Below are 18,863 nucleotides of genomic sequence, written 5' to 3'. Positions count from 1 at the left end.
GGGCGGCCAAGAGCCTCTCTCTCGGCCTCCAACCCGTCACGAAGCGCAGCGCCTCCCTCTCACTCTGGAGGGCGACGCCGCAGAACCGCAGATCCGCAAAAGCGCAAAGCCGGAGACACGGATGTCCGCATCTCCGGCTTTACGTAAGTCAGGCGGCTCGATCGAGCAGCTTCTTGGCCCGGCCCTCGAGGTCTAGCCTTGCATCCTGGTGCGGCTTGTCGCGTGCGACCGCGGTGATGCCCTGCACGAAGTCAAAGATGCTCTCGGGCTTGCGCCCTTCCTCGGCCAGCACCGTGTCGATGATCTTGGCCGTCTCCGCCTTGGAGAAGCCCCGGTTGCGCAGGAAGTCGCTGCGGTCCTCGTCGGTGCGCGCGACGATCTTCTCCCGTGCGGCCTTGATGCCGTTGACGAAGGGCATGGGCGAGGAATTGGCGAAGCGGGTCAGGGCCGGCGCCGCCTCATGGGCAAAGCGGGAGGCCGCGTATTTGGAGTGGCGGATGGTGATCTCCTGGAAATCCTCGACACCCCAGAGATTGCGGTTCTGGCAGACGGCACGCAGATAGAAACTCGCGATGCCGAGCGTCTTGGCGCCCACCTCCGAGTTCCAGCAATAGAAGCCCCGGAAATAAAGGTCCGGCGCGCCGTCGGGCAAACGCCCGGCTTCGATGGGGTTGAGATCGTCGACCAGGAACAGGAATACGTCGCGGTCGGACGCATAAAGCGTCGTCGTGTCCTTGGTGATGTCGACGCGCGGATTATAGACGCCCGTCGACCAATCGAGCACGCCCGGCACCTTCCAGCGCGTGTCGCCTGTGCCGTTGCCGGCGATGCGCTGAACCGCCTCGACCAGCTCGTGATCATAGATCCGGCCATAGTCCGGCCCGGTCACGGCGCGCAGCTCGACGCGGCCATTGGTCGTTTCGAACGTCTTGATCTGCTCGGCGCGGTGCGCGGTCAGCCCATATTGCAGGTTGATGCCAGCCAGTGCGGCGGGAAGCTGACGCAGATAGGCGGCCGGTGCCCCGATCTGGGCAGCGAGCTGGCCGAAGGACCAATGGTTCGGCTCGACAGGTGCATCCGCCCCGGGCAGCACCAGCGCCAGCCGCTCGGCATTGGAGCGGCTCGCCTCCACATGGATGCGGGACGTCTCAACGAGGCGCGACCGGCTGTGATCGGCCCGGCCCCGCACCATCGCGGCCAGTTCGTCGAGCGACAGGAAGCGTTCGTCATCCGGCCGGGAGAACCATTCCGACGACACGCGCCCGACCCGCCCGCCGCGCGTGACATCCACCTTGTAGCCGCCGCTGGCATCACGACCGGCATCCAGAACCTGCATGTTCATGGGGATCACCCTCCATGACGGGCGCCGGAAGACTCTCTCTCTCGGCCCTCAACCCGTCACGGAAATCCAGACCTGCCTCTCACTCTTATCGGCACGGTGAGGTGCCTAGAGATGCGTCACGTCGAGCGGAGCCTTCCCCGCCGTCGCTTCCCGAACGACCGGCAGATGATGTCATTGGTTGGCAGATCCGCCTCGCTGACCGCCTGATCTCGGATGGGCCACAGATCCAGACGAATCTATGCCTGAGAGCACCGGGCGTTCTGGGACTACAGGGCAGGTGACGCAGAGGCCATTTGCCGGCGTTTTCGACTTGGCATTGCGTCTGGCAGAGGCGCAGGAAGGGCGCCGTCAGCGCGCCATGCTATCCGGCGACTTTCGTGCAGATGCTTCCGTTCCGCTTCCAACGCCCGCAGCGTGGAGCTTTGGAAGCAGAAAACGCCCCGAAGGGCGTTTGCTAAGTATCTGATTTTAATTGGAAAATTTGGAGCGGGCGATGGGATTCGAACCCACGACCCCAACCTTGGCAAGGTTGTGCTCTACCCCTGAGCTACACCCGCATCCATCCGCCTCCGGGGCAGGCCCGGCGGCAGGTGGGTGTCTATGCCAAATGCTCCGCGCGAATGCAACAGGCTTTTGCACGGTCGGCGCCGGAGTGTCGGAGGACACTCTTCCGAGGCGGGGTTTGGGAGGCGGGGTTTGGGAGGCGGATCTCGGGAGGCGGATCTTGGGCGGCAGGATCTTCCGAGGCAAGGGCTTGGAAGGCGGGGGCTTGGAAGGCGGATCTTCGAGGGTCGGGGTTTGGGACGCTGGGTTTGAGGCGCGACGCTGGAGGATGCGGCCGCGGCTCGGCCGCGTCGGCGTCTTCCCGCGCGCAACCCTCTTTCGAGAGGATTCTCCCGAGGCACGGGATGTCGCCGCGCCGGGTGCGCCGCGCGGGGCGGGCTCCGAGACCCCTCTTGTGCGGGGATCTCGGCGCAGGACCGGCCGGGGCGCACCGGTCCTGCGGCGCCGCGACGGCGTGGCGCACCCGCCCGCGCGGGATCGCCTTCGGGTCGGCGGGTCAGGCATTGTGGATGGGATCGATCCATTTGACCTCGGTCGGCGTCTCGACCGGCTCGATGTCGAGATTGACCACCACCGGCTCCTGGCCGGAGCGCATCAGGACGCATTCCAGCACCTCGTCGGGCGAGGCGTTGATCTCCTGATGGGGGACATAAGGCGGGATGAAGATGAAGTCGCCGGGCCCGGCCTCGGCGGTAAATTCGAGTGCCTCGCCCCAGCGCATGCGCGCCTTGCCCTTCAGGACATAGATCACGCTTTCCAGGTCGCCGTGATGGTGCGCGCCCGTCTTCGCGTCGGGATGGATGTGCACCGTCCCGGCCCAGATCTTCTCGGCGCCGGCGCGGGCCTGGTTGATCGCGGTGGCGCGGCTCATGCCGGGGGTCTGGGCGGTGTTGGGGTCGAGCTGGTCGCCTGGAATCACCTTCACGCCACGGTCCCGCCAGTCGGGGGACGGCGCAAGCGCAGGCGCAGGATGGGCATGCGGATGCCCGTGATCGTCTTTCTGGCTCATAGGACGTCTCTCCGCAGCAGGCCGTGCCGCCCGCTTTCCCCCCGAGGTTAGGCCCGGAATGCGCGTTAGGGAATCGCTTCGCGCTTCCCTTCCCTCCCATGGCGCACTAAAACGGCGGCAACCTTCCCGATTTTCCCATTCGGAGCCGCCCGTCCCATGGCTGCCTATCAGTATGCCTTCCACATGCACGGCCTCACCAAGACCTATGCCGGTGGCAAGAAGGTGCTCGACAACGTGCACCTCTCTTTCTACCCGGACGCCAAGATCGGCGTGCTCGGCAATAACGGCGCCGGCAAGTCCACGCTCCTGCGCATCATGGCCGGCATGGACAAGGACTTCTCGGGCGAAGCGCGCCCGGCCGAAGGCGTGCGGGTCGGCTATCTCGCCCAGGAGCCGAAGCTCGACCCGAGCAAGAGCGTCCGCGAGAATGTGATGGAGGGCGTCGCCAAGCAGAAGGCGATCCTCGACCGCTACAACGAACTCGCGATGAATTATTCCGAGGAGACGGCGGACGAGATGACCGATCTCCAGGACCAGATCGAGGCGCAGGGCCTCTGGGACCTGGACAGCAAGGTCGATCAGGCGATGGACGCGCTGCGCTGCCCATCCGACGATTCCGACGTCGCCAAGCTCTCGGGCGGCGAGCGGCGCCGCGTGGCGCTCTGCCGCCTGCTGCTCGAACAGCCCGAACTGCTGCTGCTGGACGAACCCACCAACCATCTCGACGCCGAGACCACGGCGTGGCTCGAAGGCCATCTGCGCACCTATCCCGGCGCGATCCTGATCGTCACCCACGACCGCTACTTCCTCGACAACGTTACCGGCTGGATCCTGGAGCTCGACCGCGGCAACGGCATTCCCTACGAGGGCAATTACTCGTCCTGGCTGGGCCAGAAGCAGAAGCGCCTCGTCCAGGAAGGCCGGGAGGACGAGGCCCGCCAGCGCGCCCTCGCCCGCGAGCAGGAATGGATGGGCACCTCGCCCCGCGCCCGCCAGGCCAAGAGCAAGGCGCGCATCCAGCGCTACGAGGACCTGCTGCAGAAGGCGTCCGAGCGGATGCCCTCGGCCACCCAGATCGTCATCCCCGTGGCCGAGCGCCTGGGCCAGAACGTCATCGCCTTCGAGGGCCTCAACAAGGCGTTCGGCGACCGGCTGCTGATCGACAACCTCTCCTTCAAGCTGCCGCCCGGCGGCATTGTCGGCGTCATCGGGCCGAACGGCGCGGGCAAGACCACCTTGTTCCGCATGATCACCGGCCAGGAAAAGCCGGACGCCGGCACCATCACCATCGGCGAATCGGTCAAGCTCGGCTATGTCGACCAGAGCCGCGACGCGCTGGACGACAAGAAGACGGTCTGGGAGGAAATCTCCGGCGGCAACGAAATCATCTATGTCGGGAAGAAGGAAATTCCCTCCCGCGCGTATTGTGCGGCCTTCAACTTCAAGGGCGGCGACCAGCAGAAGAAGGTCGGCATGCTCTCCGGCGGCGAGCGCAACCGCGTCCATCTCGCGCGCACGCTCCAGCGCGGCGGCAACGTGCTCCTGCTCGACGAGCCCACCAACGACCTCGACGTCGACACCCTGCGCGCCCTGGAAGACGCGCTCGAGGATTATGCCGGCTGCGCCGTCATCATCTCCCATGACCGCTTCTTCCTGGACCGCATCGCCACCCACATGCTGGCCTTCGAGGGCGACAGCCACGTGGAATGGTTCGAGGGCAATTTCCAGGATTATGAGGAAGACAAGAAGCGCCGGCTGGGCATCGATTCGGTCATCCCGAAGCGCATCCAGTACAAGAAGTTCTCGCGCTGATCAGCCGGACCGGGGCGCGCCCCGGTCCGACAAGACCGGCTCCCGGCTTGGCCGCAGGCGATAATGGTGCACCGCCCATTCCCGCCCGCGATCATGTCCGAACAGGCCCGCGGTGGCGAGGAAGAAGAGCCGCCAGCGCCGGCCCCACAGCGCGGCGTCCGGCCCGTAGATGCGCGCGAAGATCGGGTCGATCCGGTCGCGGTTGGCGTCGAAATTTTCCAGCCAATGTTCGGCCGTGCGGGCATAATTCCCGCCGTCCCAGCACCAATCGGCCTCGACCTCGAACTGGTCGGAAAAATTCCGGATCAGGCCGGCGCTCGGCATGATGCCGCCGGTGAAGAAATAGCGGGCGATCCAGTCGTCCCGCCGGCCGTGGTCGAAGCGATAGGGGCTGCGCCGGTGCGTGAAGACGTGCACGAACAACCGCCCCTCGGGCGTCAGCCAGGTGCGGATCCGCGCGAGCAAAGCCGGCCAATTCGACATGTGCTCGAACATCTCGACCGACACCACGCGGTCGAACCGCAGCCCGGTCGAGAAGTCGTTCATGTCGGCGGTCACGACCTCGATATTGCCGAGCCCGCGTGCCGCCGCCGCCGCCAGAATGTGGCGCCTTTGCGAGGCCGAGTTCGAGACCGCGACGATGCGCGATGCGGGAAAGCGCTCGGCGATGAACAGGGTGAGCGACCCCCAGCCGCAGCCGAGTTCGAGAATGTGCTGGCCATCGGCCAGCCCGGCATGGGCGGCGGTCTCCGCAAGCGCCCGCGCTTCGGCCTCGGCCAACGTCTCGGTGCCTTCGGGATAGAGGCAGCAGGAATATTTGCGGTGCGGCCCGAGGACCAGGCCGAAAAAGTCCGCGGGCAGTTCGTAATGCTGCGCATTGGCGTCCGCCGTGTGGACGGCCACCGGGTAGTCGGCCATGGCGCGGGCGAACTCTCCCTCCACCCGGTCCGGCAGGCGGGCGAGCCTGCGCCGGGTGCGCCCCACCATGACGTCGATGCCGAACCGCGTCACCGCGTCCGGAATCGGGATCCGCTCCACCATCCGGTTCGCCGTTGCGATCAGCGTCATCTCCGCTTCTCCTCGTCGCCACCACGGCGCCGCCACGGCCAGAAGGCATTGACCCGCCGCTGATAGGCGCGGAACGCATCGCCCCGCGAGCGCAGCATGTGGCTTTCGGTGGGCGGGATGCCGGAGGCGTGGACGAGCAGCCAATAGATCAGGGCTGGTGCGGCGAAGGCGGCCCAGCCCCAGCCATAGGCGCCGCCGAGATCGAGGCCGATCAGCGGATAGGCCATCCAGCCCAGCCATTCGAAGAAATAGTTGGGATGCCGCGAGAGGCCCCAGAGCCCGACATCGCACACCCGCCCGGCATTTGCGGGATCGGCGCGGAAGCGCGCCAGTTGCCGGTCGGCGACCGCCTCACCGGAGATCGCGACGAGCGCGAGCCCCAGGCCGAGGACGTCGCCGAGATGGAAATACGGCAGGGGATTGCGCGCCGCCGCCAGCAGAGCGAGCGCCAGGACCAGTGCGGCCACTGCCTGGATCTGAAGGAACAGGAACAGGTTGCGCGGCGCCGCATCGCCCCATTCCCGGCGCAGATGGGCATAGCGGGGATCGTCGTGCCCGGCGCGGGTGCGGGCGAGGATGTGCAGGCCGAGCCGCAGCGACCAGACGGCGACCAGGCCCGCGACGAGGAACTGGCGCGGCAGGAAGCCCGGCGCCCCGTCGAGCGGCACCAGGGCCGCGAGGCCGCCGGCCCCGCCCACCGCGAAGGACCAGATCGTGTCGACCCAGCCGCTATTGCCCGTGCGTTCCGCCACCGCCCAGGCGACCGCCATCACCAGACACAGCAGCACCGCGATACAACAGGCGAACAGGAGGATGCTCATCATGCCCTCGCTTCGGTCCGCCGCGGGGGAGCCGGCGGACCGGTCAGATCCTGGCGAACGGCTGGATCAGCCGACCCATCAGGCCCCTCAGCACCATTTCGCCCTCCAACGCCGCAAGACAGATGCAGTCGCCATCCGGATCCACCACCGGCTCGTGATCCACGTCGGCTCCCATTTCGGCGAGGTCGCCGGGGAGATAGCGTCCGAACGCGTCGGAGAAGGAGCCGTGCAGGAGCTGGGTGAACTCGATGCCGGAATGCCCGTGCTCCGGCAGCTTGCGGCCGGCCCCGACGCGCAGCAGGCTCACGCCCGCTTTGGGCGCACCGGGAATTTCGACCCGGCTGATGCGGATCCCCGGCCCGAACCAGCGCCACGGGCCGATCTCGCAGTCCCGCAGCGGCTTGGGCACAATCATCCCCTCCGGCATGGCGGGCGGCGCCCTGCGGGCGCGCGGCGCCGCACCGGGGCGCGGCTGCGGGCTGGCATCGATCCGCGCCATGACCCGCGCGAAAGCCTCCGAACTCATGCGTTCAGGCGGCATCTCGTCGAGCAAAGCCCCGCCCACGGCCTCGAAGACCTTCAGGCGGGCGCGGCAGTCCGGGCAGCCGGCGAGATGGGTCTGCACGACCAGAGCCGGCCCCGGGGGCAGGTGGCCCGCTGCGAGCCGCAGCAAGGTTTCATCACTGGCATGGTGGCGAATGGTCATCGGATCGGTTCCAGCAAAGCCCGCAGCTTTCCGAGTGCGAGCCGAACGCGCGACTTGACGGTGCCGAGCGGAATGCCCAGCTCGCGGGCGATTTCCGCGTGCGCCTTGTCGCCGAAGAAGGAAAGTTGGACGATTTTCGCCTGCTCGGCGGACAGGCTGGCGAGCGCCGAGCGCACCCGCGCCTCGCGCTCGGACGCCAGGAGGACGGCTTCGCCCGAGGGCGCATCGTCGGGCGCATCGGCCAGATCGGCATCGTCGTCGGTCGCGACGCGCTGGCGGCGCAGCGCGTCGATCCGAAGATTCTTGGCGATGGTGAAAATCCAGGTGCCCGGCCCGGCGCGGGCCGGATCGAACAGATAGGCCTTGCGCCAGACCTGGAGCATGGTCTCCTGCGCCAGTTCCTCGGCCATATTGGCCGCCATGCCGCCCCGCAGGAAGAAGGATTTCAGCCGCGGCGCATAATGGCGATAGACCTGCGTGAACGCCTCCCGGTCGCGCTGCGCCGCGATCACGCCGATCAGGCGTCCGAGCTCGGCGGTCGGCAAAACGCCGTCCTGTTCGTCGACGGACCTCATGCGCACCCTCCGCGTCGGGACGGGGCGCAGCGGTCGAAGGGCGATCTGCGTGATGGGCTCGGCGGCATGCATGCGCCTTCTACGGCGACCCGCCCCGATCGGATCAGTGATCTGTGGCGAAGGCGGCTACGTACCTGCATGATCGCACACCCGCCGAAGTCGCGGCTCCGCAAAGGTCCCAGATGAACGTCACTCCAGGCCGCATCGCTCCGGACCGGCCGCTCGAGATCGCGGTGATCGGAAGCGGAATCTCCGGGCTGTCCGCGGCCTGGCTCCTCGCCTCCCGCCATCACGTCACCCTCTATGAAGCCGATCGGCGGATCGGCGGCCACAGCCATACCGTGGATGCGTCCGGCACGCCCGTCGATACCGGCTTCATCGTCTATAACGAGGCCACCTATCCCAATCTCACCGCTTTGTTCGCACATTTGCGCGTGCCGACGAAGCCGGCGGACATGTCGTTCGCCGTGTCGCTCGATGGCGGGCGGCTGGAATATTCCGGCAATGGGCTGAGGGGATTGCTGGCGCAGCGGCGCAATGCGCTCAATCCGCGCTTCTGGTCGATGCTGCGCGACCTCGTGCGCTTTTACCGCGAGGCACCCGCCGAGATTGCCGGGATCGGCGAGGAAAGCCTCGGCGATTATCTCGACGCGCGCGGCTATGGTGCGGCGTTCCGTGACGATCATCTCTATCCCATGGCGGCGGCGATTTGGTCGACGCCATCGGCCCGGATCGGCGCCTATCCCGCCGCGGCCTTCATCCGCTTCTGCGAAAATCACGGTCTGCTCCAACTCACCCGGCGTCCGATCTGGCGGACGGTCGATGGCGGCAGCCGTGCTTACGTCGAGCGGCTGCTCGCGGACCAGACACTGCGGGTGGTCCGCGGAAACCCGGTGCGCTGGGTGCAGCGGGTCGACGGCCGCGTCGCGCTGGGCGACGGTGCCAGCGGCTGCCGCTGGTTCGACCATGTGGTGATCGCGACGCATGCCGATCAGGCCCTGAAGCTGCTGGCGGATCCGACGCCGGAGGAGCGCCGTCTGCTGGGCGTCTTCACCTATACCCGCAACCTCGCCGTCCTGCACCGCGATCCCGGCCTGATGCCGCAGCGCCGTGCGGCCTGGGCGGCCTGGAACTATCTGGCCGCGGGGACCGCCGCCGACCGCCGCCTGTCCGTGACCTATTGGATGAATGCCCTCCAGGGAATTCCCGCCGATCAGCCTTTGTTCGTTACCCTCAACCCCCTCCGGCCGCCGCGGGATGCCGATATCCTGCGCACCGACCTGTACGAGCACCCGACCTTCGACACCGCCGCCATGGCCGCGCAACAGCACCTCTGGTCGCTCCAGGGCGTCAAATCCACCTGGTTCTGCGGCGCCTATTTCGGCGCCGGCTTCCATGAGGACGGGCTCCAGGCGGGCCTTGCGGTCGCCGAAGGCCTGGGCGGGGTCCGCCGCCCGTGGCGCGTGGCACAGGAATCCGGACGGATCGCGGTCGCGACACCGGTCGCGCCGCCGGCCGACCTGGAATTCGTCGCATGACGGCGCACGCCCCCGGCCTGTACCGGGGCCAGGTGATGCACCGCAGGCTCCGGCCCCGGCCGCACCGGCTCGCCTACCGCATCTTCTCGCTGCTGATCGACCTCGACACGATCGATGCGGATTGCGCGCGCCTGCGGCTGCTCTCGCACAACCGCTTCAATCTGTTCAGCATCCACGACCGCGACTTCGCAAGCGGCATTCAGGCGCCCCTGAAGCCCCAGGTGGAGCGGCATCTGCGCGCCGCAGGTCTCGCGCCCGATGGCGGAAGGATCCTGCTTCTGTGCATGCCCCGCATGCTCGGCTTCGTGTTCAATCCGCTCAGCATCTATTTCTGCCATGATCGGACGGGACGTCTGATCGCGACGCTCTACGAGGTGTCGAACACGTTCGGCGAGCGCCATTCCTATCTCCTGCCCGCGAACGCGGCTGCGGACGGGATCGTGCGGCAATCGTCGCGGAAGCGCTTCTTCGTCTCGCCTTTCCTCGATTTGGCATTCGATTATGCCTTTCGGCTGCGTCCGCCGGGCGACGCGTTCCAACTCGCGATCAAAGTGAGCGACGCGGACGGCCCGGTCCTCACCGCGGTTCACACCGCGGCCCGCGAACCCCTGTCCGACGCTGCGTTGGCGCGGGCATTCGTTGAATTTCCTGTGATGACGGTGAAAGTTGTCGCCGCTATTTATTGGGAGGCGGTGCGCCTCTGGATCAGGGGGGTGCCGCTGCATCGCAAGCCCGCCCCGCCTTCTTGCCCGGTGACGCACGTGCCTCAGCCTCCCGCCACAGGATCTGCCCAGAATGGTCTCTGAACATCGGAGCGCCGAACCGGTGCGGCTGCGCCGGTGGTCGGCGCCGGACAAGATCGGCGCTTTCGCCTTCCGCCGCCTGCTCGGCAGCCTGCCGTGCGGCCAAATCACCGCCGTCATGCCCGATGGGACACGCCTCCACCATCGCGGACCCGAACCCGGCCCGGACGCCGAACTTCTGATCCATCGCTGGCGTGCGGTTCGCCGCCTCCTGGCCGGCGGCGATATCGGTTTCGCCGAGTCCTATGTCGCGGGCGATTGGTCGAGCCCCGACCTCGCGGCCTTGCTCGAATTCGCCGCGCGCAACGCGCCTTATGTCGAGCGCGTGGTCGCGGGATCGGCGCCGCTGCGCGCCTGGAATCAGATCCTGCACACCTTCCGCTCCAATTCGAAGGCGGGAAGCCGGCGGAACATCTTCTATCATTACGATCTCGGCAACGCCTTCTACGCGCTCTGGCTCGATCCCAGCATGAGCTATTCGTCGGGCCTCTATCCGAGCCCGGATGCTTCGCTGGAGGCCGCGCAGCAGGCCAAGATCGCGCGCGCCGGCGATCTGCTGGACTTGACCGGGGGCGAAACCGTTTTGGAGATCGGCTGCGGCTGGGGCGCGCTGGCCGACCATCTGGTGGAGCGGGGGGCGCGCGTCACCGGCGTCACGCTCTCGCAAAGCCAGCTCGAAATCGCGCGCCAGCGGCCGGCGGCCCGGATCGGGGCCGCCGAGTTTCGCCTGGAGGACTATCGCGACACCGGGGGACTCTACGACCGGATCGTCTCGATCGAGATGATCGAAGCGGTGGGCGAGCGCTATTGGCCGGCCTATTTCCGAACGATCCGCGATCGCCTGAAGCCCGGGGGGATCGCCGTGCTCCAGGCGATCACCATCGCGGAAGACCGGTTCGACGCCTACCGCAAGAGCACCGATTTCATCCAGCGCCACATTTTTCCCGGCGGCATGCTGCCGACGGTCGACATCATCCGCGAGCAGGCCCGCCGCGTGGGGCTGGAATATGTCTCCGGCGAATGGTTCGCCGACAGCTATGCCCGCACGCTCGCCGACTGGCGACACCGCTTCCACCAGAATGCCGAGGCGGTCGAGAAACTCGGCTTCGACCTCGGCTTCCGGCGGATGTGGGACTATTACCTCAGTTATTGCGAGGGCGGATTTCGCTCCGGCGCCATCGATGTCGGGCTCTACCGCCTGCGCGGCTGACCGCGCCGATCAGTCCGCGCGCGACCAGTGGACGCTTCGGCAGACCAGGCCGCCGATCACGCATCCGCGCGTCGTCATGCGATCGCCGGTCACCTGGAGCTCCATCGCGTAAGTCAGGCCCCGCTTCGGGTCGTAGGCCTCGCCGGAGAAGGCATTTTCGCCTTTGGGCTTGACGGTCATCACCAGCTTGTCGCCGACCGCTTCGCCGCCGGACGTATCCTTGATCCAGAGATTGGTGGCGCAGATATCGTCTCCGCACGTCGCCATGCGGACCTTTGCATTGCCGTCTCCGCGCATCCAGACGCCGAACACATCCGACGTTGCGGCGAGACCGGACGCGGGCGCCACGCAGACGGCGAGGGTGGCGAGGGTGGCTAAGCTTGCGACGACTGTCCTCATCACGGTCTCCTCATCGGATCGTCCCTCCGCCGAGACAGATCTCTCTACGCGACCGTCTGACGATTGGATCCATAGCGGGTGATCCGCACGCCTGCGCCACACGTACCCGCTTTGCGCAAAAGCTCACCCGCTTCGGCGCAGGGCACCACGTCGATCTGCTTCCCCCGGCGATTCGCCGTGGTGCCCACCGTGCCGCCCGATCTCAACGCCTGGGCGGGACATTCAAAAATGTCTGCGATGGTGAAATCCGCTTCGGCGGAGGCCCCGTAGAAACGGCAGCTTGGCCGCCAGGATCTCGGCGGCGGCGCGAAGATGGCGAGGCCTCGATGTCGCTGCAGAAACTCCCCGCGTCTCCGATTTTGTCGCCTGCGGCGCGCGCTGGCCACATCGCCGTCGAACGCGCTTTGTCCGATCTCCGGGCCGGCCGGCCTGTGCGCATCGCGGCGGACGGCGCGGCGGCCCTGGTCCTCGGGGCGGAAGCGCTGGACGCCGAGGCGGCGGCGGGCCTCGCGGCTTTCGCCCCGCTGCGCGGTCGCCTGGTTCTGGCGGGGCCGCGCCTCGCGCGCCTCGGGGCCGCCCGCGCCGAGGCGGGTGCCGTCGCGCTGCCCGGGTTCGATCCGGAGCGGGTGGAAACGCTGGCGCTGCGCATCGATGCGCGCCTCGATGCCCCGGTGCTCGCCGCCGGCCCGCTCGACATCGCCGCGCTCGAACTTCTGCGCCTCGCGCTGGTCCTGCCGGCGGCGGTGATCGCACCGCTCGAAGACGGGCAGACCGGCGGGGATGCGCTGCGGGTGGAAGCCCACGACATTCTCGCCCACCGCGCCACCGAGGTGCGGGGGCTCCGGATGGTCGGCCGGGCGCCGGTCCCGCTCGATGGCGCGCCGGAGACCGAATTCGTCGTGTTCCGCGGCGGGGAAGGGCTGCGCGACCAGGTGGCGATCATCGTCGGGCGCCCCGACCTCGCCCGGCCGGTGCCGGTGCGGCTGCACTCGGCCTGCCTGACGGGGGATTTGTTCGGCAGCCTGAAATGCGATTGCGGCGACCAATTGCGCGATACGGTCCGCGGGATGGCCGCGGGCGCGGGCGGCATTCTGCTCTATCTCGACCAGGAAGGGCGCGGCAACGGCATCGCCAACAAGATGCGCGCCTACAAGCTCCAGTCGCAGGGCTACGACACGTATGATGCGGACGAACTGCTCGGCTTCGGCCTCGACCAGCGCCGCTTCGACTTCGCCGCCGCCATGCTGCGCCAACTCGGCGTGACGGCGGTGCAGGTCTTCACCAACAATCCGGAGAAGATCGCCGCTTTGACCGCCGCCGGACTCGAGGTCGTGTCCGACCACCGGGTCCTCGGCCGTTCAACGCCGCAGAACATGTCCTATCTCGCGGCGAAACGCGACCGCGCGGGGCACAGGATCGACCTCGACACGATGCAGGCGGGGTAGCGCCCGCCATCTCACGCCGGAGCGTTGCGCTCCGCCATCAGCCGCGCGGCCCACATGCCGGCGAGCAAAGCCGGCACGAAGGCGAGCGTGCCGGGGGCACCGAGGCCGAGGGCGGTGAAAGCCGGCCCCGGACAGAAGCCGCCCAACCCCCAGCCGATGCCGAACAAGGCCGGTCCGACGACCAGGCGCGCATCGATATCGGTGCGCGTGGGAAGCAGGAAACGCGGCGCGAAGATCGGCGCCTCCCGCGCCTGAACCAATCGGAAGCCGATGAACGAGACCAGCACCGCCCCGCCCATAACGAAGGCGAGCGAAGGGTCGAAGGTGCCGAACAGATCGAGGAAATTCTGAACTTTCGCCGGGTTGGCCATGCCGGAGACGACGAGACCGACGCCGAACAGCAGGCCGAGCCCGAGATTGATGAGGAGAGACATCGTTCAGCCTCCGATCACATGACGCATGAGGAAGACGGTCAGAAACCCGGCCGCCATGAAGACGCCGGTCGCGACCAGAGAGCGGATCGACCGGCGCGCCAAGCCGCAGACGCCGTGTCCGGAGGTACAGCCGCTGCCCCACACCGAACCGAAGCCGACCAGCAGTCCCGCGACGACCATGAGGGCGAAATTGGACGACACCGTCTGCACGATCGGCCCGTCGCTGACCGCGGCGACCAGAAACGGGGCGCCCACAAGTCCCGCGACGAAAGCCGCGCGTCCGCCGAACCCGGCGTCGCGATAGGGCGGCAGGAGGCGGCTCGCGATTCCGCTGATGCCGGCGATGCGTCCCTCCAGCAACAGCATCAGAACCGCGCTGAGGCCGATCAGGACACCGCCCGCGAACGACGCGACGGGCGTGAAGTCAGTGACCATCGCCGTCTCCTCCCCGGCCCGCCTGCGGTGCGCAGAACAAGGCGTGCATGGTCGTGATGAAGGTCTCCACGCGCGGATCGGCGAGGCGGTAGAAGACCTGCTTGCCGGCCTTGCGCGCGACCACGAGGCCTGCTTCGCGCAACGCCCCGAGCTGCTGCGACAATCCCGGCTGGCGGATGCCGAGCAGGTCTTCCAGTTCTCGCACGGAGCGCTCGCCGTCGACCAGCGCGCAGGCGACCAGCAGTCGGTCTGGGTTGGCGAGCGACTTCAGGAAGGCGGAGGCCTCCTCCACCCGCTCCTTCATCCGTACCGCTTCTTCGGAAAGCATGTCCATCATCGCGTCAGTCCCAGGCCGCGCCTTCGAGCAGATCGAGCGGGATCTTGAGGTAGCGGACCCCGTTCGATTCGGGTTCGGGAAGGCGCCCGCCATTGGTATTGATCTGAAGCGCGTGCAGGATCAGCTTTGGCATGGCGAGCGTCCTGTCGCGCGCCTCGCGAAGCGCGACGAAAGACGCTTCGTCCGGGCAGCGCGTCAGATGAATATTCTGCGCCTTCTGCTCGGCGACCGTCGATTCCCACAGCGGATCACGCCCATCGGGTTGATAATCGTGGCCGGTGAAGATTCGGGTCGCGTCGGGCAGCGCCAGGATGTCCTGGATCGATTGCCACAGAACCTTCGCACTGCCGCCCGGAAAATCCGCTCGCGCAGTGCCGCTGTCCGGCATGAACAGCGTATCGTGAACGAAGGCCGCGTCGCCGATCACATAGGTCACCGACGCCAAGGTGTGACCCGGCGAGAACATCACGCGGGCATCGATCGTACCCACTTTGAAGGTGTCGCCATGGGCGAACAGGCGGTCCCACTGTGACCCGTCTGCGGGAAAGTCGGGCCAGTTGTAAAACCCCTTCCACAGCGCTTGGACGTCCGCCACTTTGGCACCGATCGCCGTGGGCGCGCCGGTCTTCAGCTTCAGATAATGGGCTGCCGAGAAATGGTCGGCATGCGGGTGGGTGTCGAGAATCCACTCGACCTCGTAGCCCTGCTCCGCCACGAAGGCGAGCAACCTGTCGGCATTGAATGATGCGGTCTGGCCGGACTTCTCGTCGAAGTCGTAGACCGGATCGACGATCGCGCACCGGCGCGTCGCAGGATCGGCCACGACATATTGGATCGACCAGGTGCGCGGGTCGAAAAAGCCGGTGACGTGAGGTGCGGCGGTCATGCGCGCCCTCCCCGCCCGCTCGCGGGCGATCCGGACGCACAGGTGGAGATGCCAAGCAGGCTATAGGCTGGGCATGTGGCGAGGATACCGGTCGCCAGGGGAATCAGGCCGAGCAGCCCGAACCATCTGACTTCGCCTTCGAGAAACAGGGTCAGCGAGAGAATGGCGAGCCCCACGACGATGCGCGATGCACGATCGACGCCTCCGACATTGCTGGTCATGGCCAAAATCCGTGTTCCGGCAGCGCCAGTGCTGCCACACACATTACCTAAAATGATTTCATAAAAATGCAATCATTTTTTTGAAATTCATATTGCGGGTTCCGTCCGTCAACCGACGCAGGCGCCCTCAATCCAGGGTCTGGCGGAATCGGGCCACGGCGATCGTCATCGCCACCAGCATGAGGCCGGCGAGGATGGCGATATCCGGCCCGAGATCCCGCAGGTCGGCGCCCTTCAGGAGGATGCCGCGCACCATGCGCAGATAGTGCGTGAGCGGCAGACCCTCCGAGATCCATTGCGCCCAGACCGGCATTCCGGCGAACGGAAACATGAAGCCAGACAGGAGGATGTTGGGCAGGAAGAACATGAAGCTCATCTGCACCGCCTGGAGCTGATTGGTCGCCAGCGTCGAAAAGGTGTAGCCGACGGCAAGGTTGGCGGTAATGAAAAGCAGGGTCACCACCGCGAGCAGGAAGACCGATCCCTCCACCGGGACATCGAACAAAATCATCCCGGCACCGAGAATCAGCACCCCCTGCATCACGCCGACCGCCACGTAAGGCAGGATCTTGCCCAGCATGATTTCGACCGGGTGGATCGGCATGGAAAGCAGGCTCTCCATGGTGCCGCGTTCGGTCTCGCGGGTCACGGAGAGCGCGGTGAAGATCAGCATGGTCATGGTGAGGATGGTGCCGAGCAGGCCCGGCACGATATTGAGCTGGGAGGTACCGGCCGGATTGTAGCGGCGATGCTGGACGATCTCGAAGGCCGCTTCGCCGGGCGTGTCGACGAAGCGCTCGCGCCGCAGCGCGGTCGCCACCACCCCCTCCAGCGCCGCGAGCGCATTTCCCGCCGCGACGGGATCGGTGGCGTCGGCCGCGACCAGCACGCGCGGCTTCTCGCCCCGCCGGAGGCTTCTCTCGAACCCTGCCGGGATTTCCAGCAGGAACAAGACCTCGCCCCCGCGGATCAGATGCTCCGCCTCTGCCTCGCTCTGCGCTTGGCGGGTGAACTGAAAGAAGGCCGTGTTCTTCAGGGCGGCGACGATGGCGCGGGTAATGTCGGTGTTCTCGTGTGCAAACACCGCGGTCGGCAGATTGCGGGGCGTCGTGTTGATGGCGTAGCCGAACAGGACGAGTTGCAGCAGCGGGATCATGATCATGGTCGCGAAGGTCACGCGGTCGCGCCGGAGCTGGATGAACTCCTTCACCACCATGGCGTTGACCCGCCGCACAAAGTCGCGGCCGCTCATTTGCGGGCATCCTTCGAGCGCCGCATCAGATCGATGAACACATCCTCCAGGGTCGGGGCGTCCGCGGTCAGCATCAGATCGGGGCGCGACCGATAGGGGGCGAGCGCGGCTTCCAGCGCCGCCGGATCGCGGCCGGAAATGTGCAGCCGCGTCCCGAACGGCGCGACCATGTCGATGCCCGGACGCACCTCGATCTCGCGCGTGAGCGCCGCCATCGCGGGGGCGCCGATCGATGCGTCGCGCGCCTCCAGCGTAACCGTGGTGAGGCCGGACGCGGCGATCACCTGCGCCACCGGGCCCTGCGCCAGGAGATGGCCATAGGCGATATAAGCAATCTCGTGACAGCGCTCGGCTTCGTCCATGTAATGGGTCGAGACCAGGACCGTCAGCCCCTCCGCCGCGAGCGCATGGATCTCGGCCCAGAATTCCCGCCGCGCCTGAGGATCGACGCCGGCTGTAGGTTCGTCGAGCAACAGCAATTCGGGGGCCGGCAGGATGCAGGCGCCGAGGGCGAGGCGCTGTTTCCAACCGCCGGACAATTCACCTGCGAGTTGCCGTCCGCGCCCTTCGAGGCCAAGGCGCTCCAGCGCCGCCTGCGCGGCCTTTTCCGGGGCCGGAACCCCGTAGAGGCGGGCGACGAACTCCAGATTCTCGCGGACCGACAGATCGGCATAGAGCGAGAAGCGCTGGGTCATATACCCCACCTTGGCGCGGATCTCCCGCGCCTCGGTGCGGATGTCGTAGCCGAGGCAGGTGCCGCGTCCGGCATCCGGCGTCAGAAGCCCGCACAGCATGCGGATCGTCGTCGTCTTGCCCGAACCGTTGGGACCGAGAAAGCCGTAGATCTCGCCCCGCGGCACCCGCATGGTGAGGTCATCGACCACCACATGATCGCCGAACGTCTTGCGCAGGCCCTCGACCTCGATCGCGATCCCGGCCGCGGGCTCGGCCCGCGCCGCGCTCATTGCCCCGGCCCCCTGAGCCGGACCGTCACCGGCTGGCCCGGGCGCGCGGCCGAAGGCTCGGTGGGGCGGGCCTCGATGAGATAGACCAGCTTGGCGCGCTCTTCACGGGAATAGATCACCGGCGGGGTAAATTCCGCGACGTTCGAGACGAAGCTCACGCGCGCCGTCAGAGAGGGGCAGCCGTCGCAGAAGACGGCGACCTCTCTGCCCGGGGCGAATTGGGGCAGCACCGCCTCCGGCACGAAAAAGCGCACCTTCACCAGGCCCGGCGGCAGGAGGGCGGCGACCGGCCGGCCCTCCGGCACGAGTTCGCCCACGCGGTAATACAGCGTCTGCGTCACCGCGTCGGCCGGCGCCTTCAGCGCCCGGCGATCGAGGCGCACGCGGGCCGCCGCCCGGTTCGCCTCTGCCTGATCGAGAACCGCCGCGGCGGCGGCGATGTCTTCCTCGCGGGCGGCGATCGTCGCCGCATCGATCTGCCGGCGCACCTCATCCAGGCTGGCGAGCGCCTGATCATGCTGGTGCTGGGCGGTGTCGAGGGCGGCCTGGGAGGCGGCGCCCTTTGGCACCAGCGCCTTTTGACGCTCCATTTCGATTCGAGCGAGGTCGAGGGCGGCCTCCGCCCGCCGCTCGGCAGCGTGGAGAATGGCGATCTCCTCGGGCCGCTGCTGCGCCGCCTGCGCCCGGGCGAGGCGCGCCCGGGCCTCGGCGAGCGTCGCGTCGGCCGCCGCAAGCTCTGCGCGCTGTATGTCGTCTTCCAAAGTGGCGAGCACCTGCCCGGCCATCACCGCGCTGCCCTCGGCCACGTCCAGGGTGCGCACCCGGCCGGGCTCCTGGGGACCGATGAACAGGAGGTCGCCCTCGACATAGCCGGTGAACATATCATCCGGTGCCGCGTCGCAGGATGCGAGCAGCGCTAAGGCGAACAGCGCGACGACGCCAAGACTCTTCCGCCTCATGGACTGTACCCTCCGAGGCCCGCAATGGCGCCCCAAATTGAGCCGTCACGACGGGATCCGAGTCCAGCGGCGAAATCTGGCC

At 67.3% G+C, this 18,863-nt stretch carries 20 protein-coding genes and 1 tRNA gene; 5 read left to right on the top strand and 16 right to left on the bottom strand.

The window, feature by feature from the left end; all coding sequences use genetic code 11:
• Nucleotides 1-148 precede the first annotated feature (148 nt).
• The 3 genes from EDC64_RS06295 to EDC64_RS06285 form a co-directional block, all read right to left on the bottom strand.
• On the bottom strand, nucleotides 149-1,342 hold the full coding sequence (locus tag EDC64_RS06295) for a DUF932 domain-containing protein (protein ID WP_132030395.1): 1,194 nt from the start codon (nucleotides 1,340-1,342) through the stop codon (nucleotides 149-151).
• A gap of 482 nt (nucleotides 1,343-1,824) precedes the next feature.
• A tRNA-Gly gene (locus tag EDC64_RS06290) sits at nucleotides 1,825-1,899 on the bottom strand.
• Between the two features lie 503 nt (nucleotides 1,900-2,402).
• Nucleotides 2,403-2,915 carry a cupin domain-containing protein gene (locus tag EDC64_RS06285; protein ID WP_132030394.1) on the bottom strand — a complete coding sequence of 171 codons (513 nt, stop codon included), beginning with the start codon at nucleotides 2,913-2,915 and terminating at the stop codon, nucleotides 2,403-2,405.
• A gap of 156 nt (nucleotides 2,916-3,071) precedes the next feature.
• Between EDC64_RS06285 and ettA the strand changes: the two genes are divergently transcribed.
• A complete protein-coding gene (gene ettA / locus EDC64_RS06280; RefSeq protein ID WP_132030393.1) occupies nucleotides 3,072-4,727 on the top strand; it encodes an energy-dependent translational throttle protein EttA in 1,656 nt (551 codons plus the stop codon).
• Here the strand turns inward: ettA and EDC64_RS06275 are convergent, their stop codons facing one another.
• Genes EDC64_RS06275 through EDC64_RS06260 form a run of 4 tightly spaced genes read right to left on the bottom strand, consistent with a single transcriptional unit; the run spans nucleotide 4,728 to nucleotide 7,897 of the window.
• On the bottom strand, nucleotides 4,728-5,795 hold the full coding sequence (locus tag EDC64_RS06275) for an SAM-dependent methyltransferase (RefSeq protein WP_132030392.1): 1,068 nt from the start codon (nucleotides 5,793-5,795) through the stop codon (nucleotides 4,728-4,730).
• The gene (locus EDC64_RS06270) at nucleotides 5,792-6,616 is read right to left on the bottom strand and encodes a DUF1295 domain-containing protein (RefSeq protein WP_132030437.1); all 825 of its coding nucleotides are present in this window, start codon (nucleotides 6,614-6,616) and stop codon (nucleotides 5,792-5,794) included. Before EDC64_RS06270 ends, EDC64_RS06275 begins: the two co-directional genes overlap by 4 nt.
• A gap of 43 nt (nucleotides 6,617-6,659) precedes the next feature.
• A complete protein-coding gene (locus EDC64_RS06265; protein ID WP_132030391.1) occupies nucleotides 6,660-7,322 on the bottom strand; it encodes a ChrR family anti-sigma-E factor in 663 nt (220 codons plus the stop codon).
• Nucleotides 7,319-7,897, bottom strand: coding sequence for a sigma-70 family RNA polymerase sigma factor (locus EDC64_RS06260; RefSeq protein ID WP_132030390.1), 579 nt, complete (start codon nucleotides 7,895-7,897; stop codon nucleotides 7,319-7,321). Before EDC64_RS06260 ends, EDC64_RS06265 begins: the two co-directional genes overlap by 4 nt.
• A 182-nt stretch (nucleotides 7,898-8,079) precedes the next feature.
• Here EDC64_RS06260 and EDC64_RS06255 point away from each other — a divergent pair, with 182 nt between their 5' ends.
• From EDC64_RS06255 to EDC64_RS06245, 3 genes are read left to right on the top strand one after another with little or no spacing between them, the layout of a single operon-like run.
• Nucleotides 8,080-9,435, top strand: coding sequence for an NAD(P)/FAD-dependent oxidoreductase (locus tag EDC64_RS06255; protein ID WP_132030389.1), 1,356 nt, complete (start codon nucleotides 8,080-8,082; stop codon nucleotides 9,433-9,435).
• The gene (locus EDC64_RS06250) at nucleotides 9,432-10,241 is read left to right on the top strand and encodes a DUF1365 domain-containing protein (protein WP_132030388.1); all 810 of its coding nucleotides are present in this window, start codon (nucleotides 9,432-9,434) and stop codon (nucleotides 10,239-10,241) included. The genes EDC64_RS06255 and EDC64_RS06250 overlap by 4 nt, the downstream gene beginning before the upstream one ends.
• On the top strand, nucleotides 10,231-11,448 hold the full coding sequence (locus EDC64_RS06245) for an SAM-dependent methyltransferase (RefSeq protein ID WP_132030387.1): 1,218 nt from the start codon (nucleotides 10,231-10,233) through the stop codon (nucleotides 11,446-11,448). Before EDC64_RS06250 ends, EDC64_RS06245 begins: the two co-directional genes overlap by 11 nt.
• Nucleotides 11,449-11,457: 9 nt before the next feature.
• On the opposite strand, the gene EDC64_RS06240 is transcribed toward EDC64_RS06245, so the two are convergent.
• Nucleotides 11,458-11,847 (bottom strand): DUF2147 domain-containing protein, encoded by a 390-nt coding sequence (locus tag EDC64_RS06240; protein WP_132030386.1) that lies wholly within the window; start codon nucleotides 11,845-11,847, stop codon nucleotides 11,458-11,460.
• A gap of 326 nt (nucleotides 11,848-12,173) precedes the next feature.
• On the opposite strand from EDC64_RS06240, the gene ribA reads away from it, so the two are divergent.
• Nucleotides 12,174-13,292: a GTP cyclohydrolase II RibA gene (gene ribA, locus EDC64_RS06235; protein WP_132030385.1), complete on the top strand. Its 1,119-nt coding sequence runs from the start codon at nucleotides 12,174-12,176 to the stop codon at nucleotides 13,290-13,292.
• 11 nt (nucleotides 13,293-13,303) lie between these two features.
• On the opposite strand, the gene EDC64_RS06230 is transcribed toward ribA, so the two are convergent.
• The 8 genes from EDC64_RS06230 to EDC64_RS06195 form a co-directional block, all read right to left on the bottom strand.
• A complete protein-coding gene (locus EDC64_RS06230; RefSeq protein WP_132030384.1) occupies nucleotides 13,304-13,726 on the bottom strand; it encodes a DUF6691 family protein in 423 nt (140 codons plus the stop codon).
• Nucleotides 13,727-13,729: 3 nt separating this feature from the next.
• Complete coding sequence (locus EDC64_RS06225; RefSeq protein WP_132030383.1) at nucleotides 13,730-14,161, bottom strand: YeeE/YedE family protein; 432 nt, start codon at nucleotides 14,159-14,161, stop codon at nucleotides 13,730-13,732.
• On the bottom strand, nucleotides 14,151-14,498 hold the full coding sequence (locus EDC64_RS06220) for an ArsR/SmtB family transcription factor (RefSeq protein ID WP_132030382.1): 348 nt from the start codon (nucleotides 14,496-14,498) through the stop codon (nucleotides 14,151-14,153). The genes EDC64_RS06225 and EDC64_RS06220 overlap by 11 nt, the downstream gene beginning before the upstream one ends.
• Nucleotides 14,499-14,502: 4 nt before the next feature.
• Entirely contained in the window at nucleotides 14,503-15,384 is an 882-nt protein-coding gene (locus tag EDC64_RS06215; protein WP_132030381.1) for an MBL fold metallo-hydrolase, read from the bottom strand.
• Complete coding sequence (locus EDC64_RS06210; protein ID WP_132030380.1) at nucleotides 15,381-15,605, bottom strand: YgaP family membrane protein; 225 nt, start codon at nucleotides 15,603-15,605, stop codon at nucleotides 15,381-15,383. Before EDC64_RS06210 ends, EDC64_RS06215 begins: the two co-directional genes overlap by 4 nt.
• Nucleotides 15,606-15,732: 127 nt before the next feature.
• Nucleotides 15,733-16,857: an ABC transporter permease gene (locus EDC64_RS06205; protein ID WP_132030379.1), complete on the bottom strand. Its 1,125-nt coding sequence runs from the start codon at nucleotides 16,855-16,857 to the stop codon at nucleotides 15,733-15,735.
• The gene (locus tag EDC64_RS06200) at nucleotides 16,854-17,822 is read right to left on the bottom strand and encodes an ABC transporter ATP-binding protein (protein ID WP_132030378.1); all 969 of its coding nucleotides are present in this window, start codon (nucleotides 17,820-17,822) and stop codon (nucleotides 16,854-16,856) included. The genes EDC64_RS06205 and EDC64_RS06200 overlap by 4 nt, the downstream gene beginning before the upstream one ends.
• Nucleotides 17,819-18,781 carry an HlyD family secretion protein gene (locus EDC64_RS06195; protein WP_132030377.1) on the bottom strand — a complete coding sequence of 321 codons (963 nt, stop codon included), beginning with the start codon at nucleotides 18,779-18,781 and terminating at the stop codon, nucleotides 17,819-17,821. Before EDC64_RS06195 ends, EDC64_RS06200 begins: the two co-directional genes overlap by 4 nt.
• Nucleotides 18,782-18,863 lie beyond the last annotated feature (82 nt).

Origin of the sequence: Aquabacter spiritensis (assembly GCF_004346185.1) — a bacterium.
In the GTDB taxonomy this organism is placed as follows: Bacteria; Pseudomonadota; Alphaproteobacteria; order Rhizobiales; family Xanthobacteraceae; genus Aquabacter; species Aquabacter spiritensis.
This window is presented reverse-complemented; position numbering and strand designations above follow the sequence as displayed.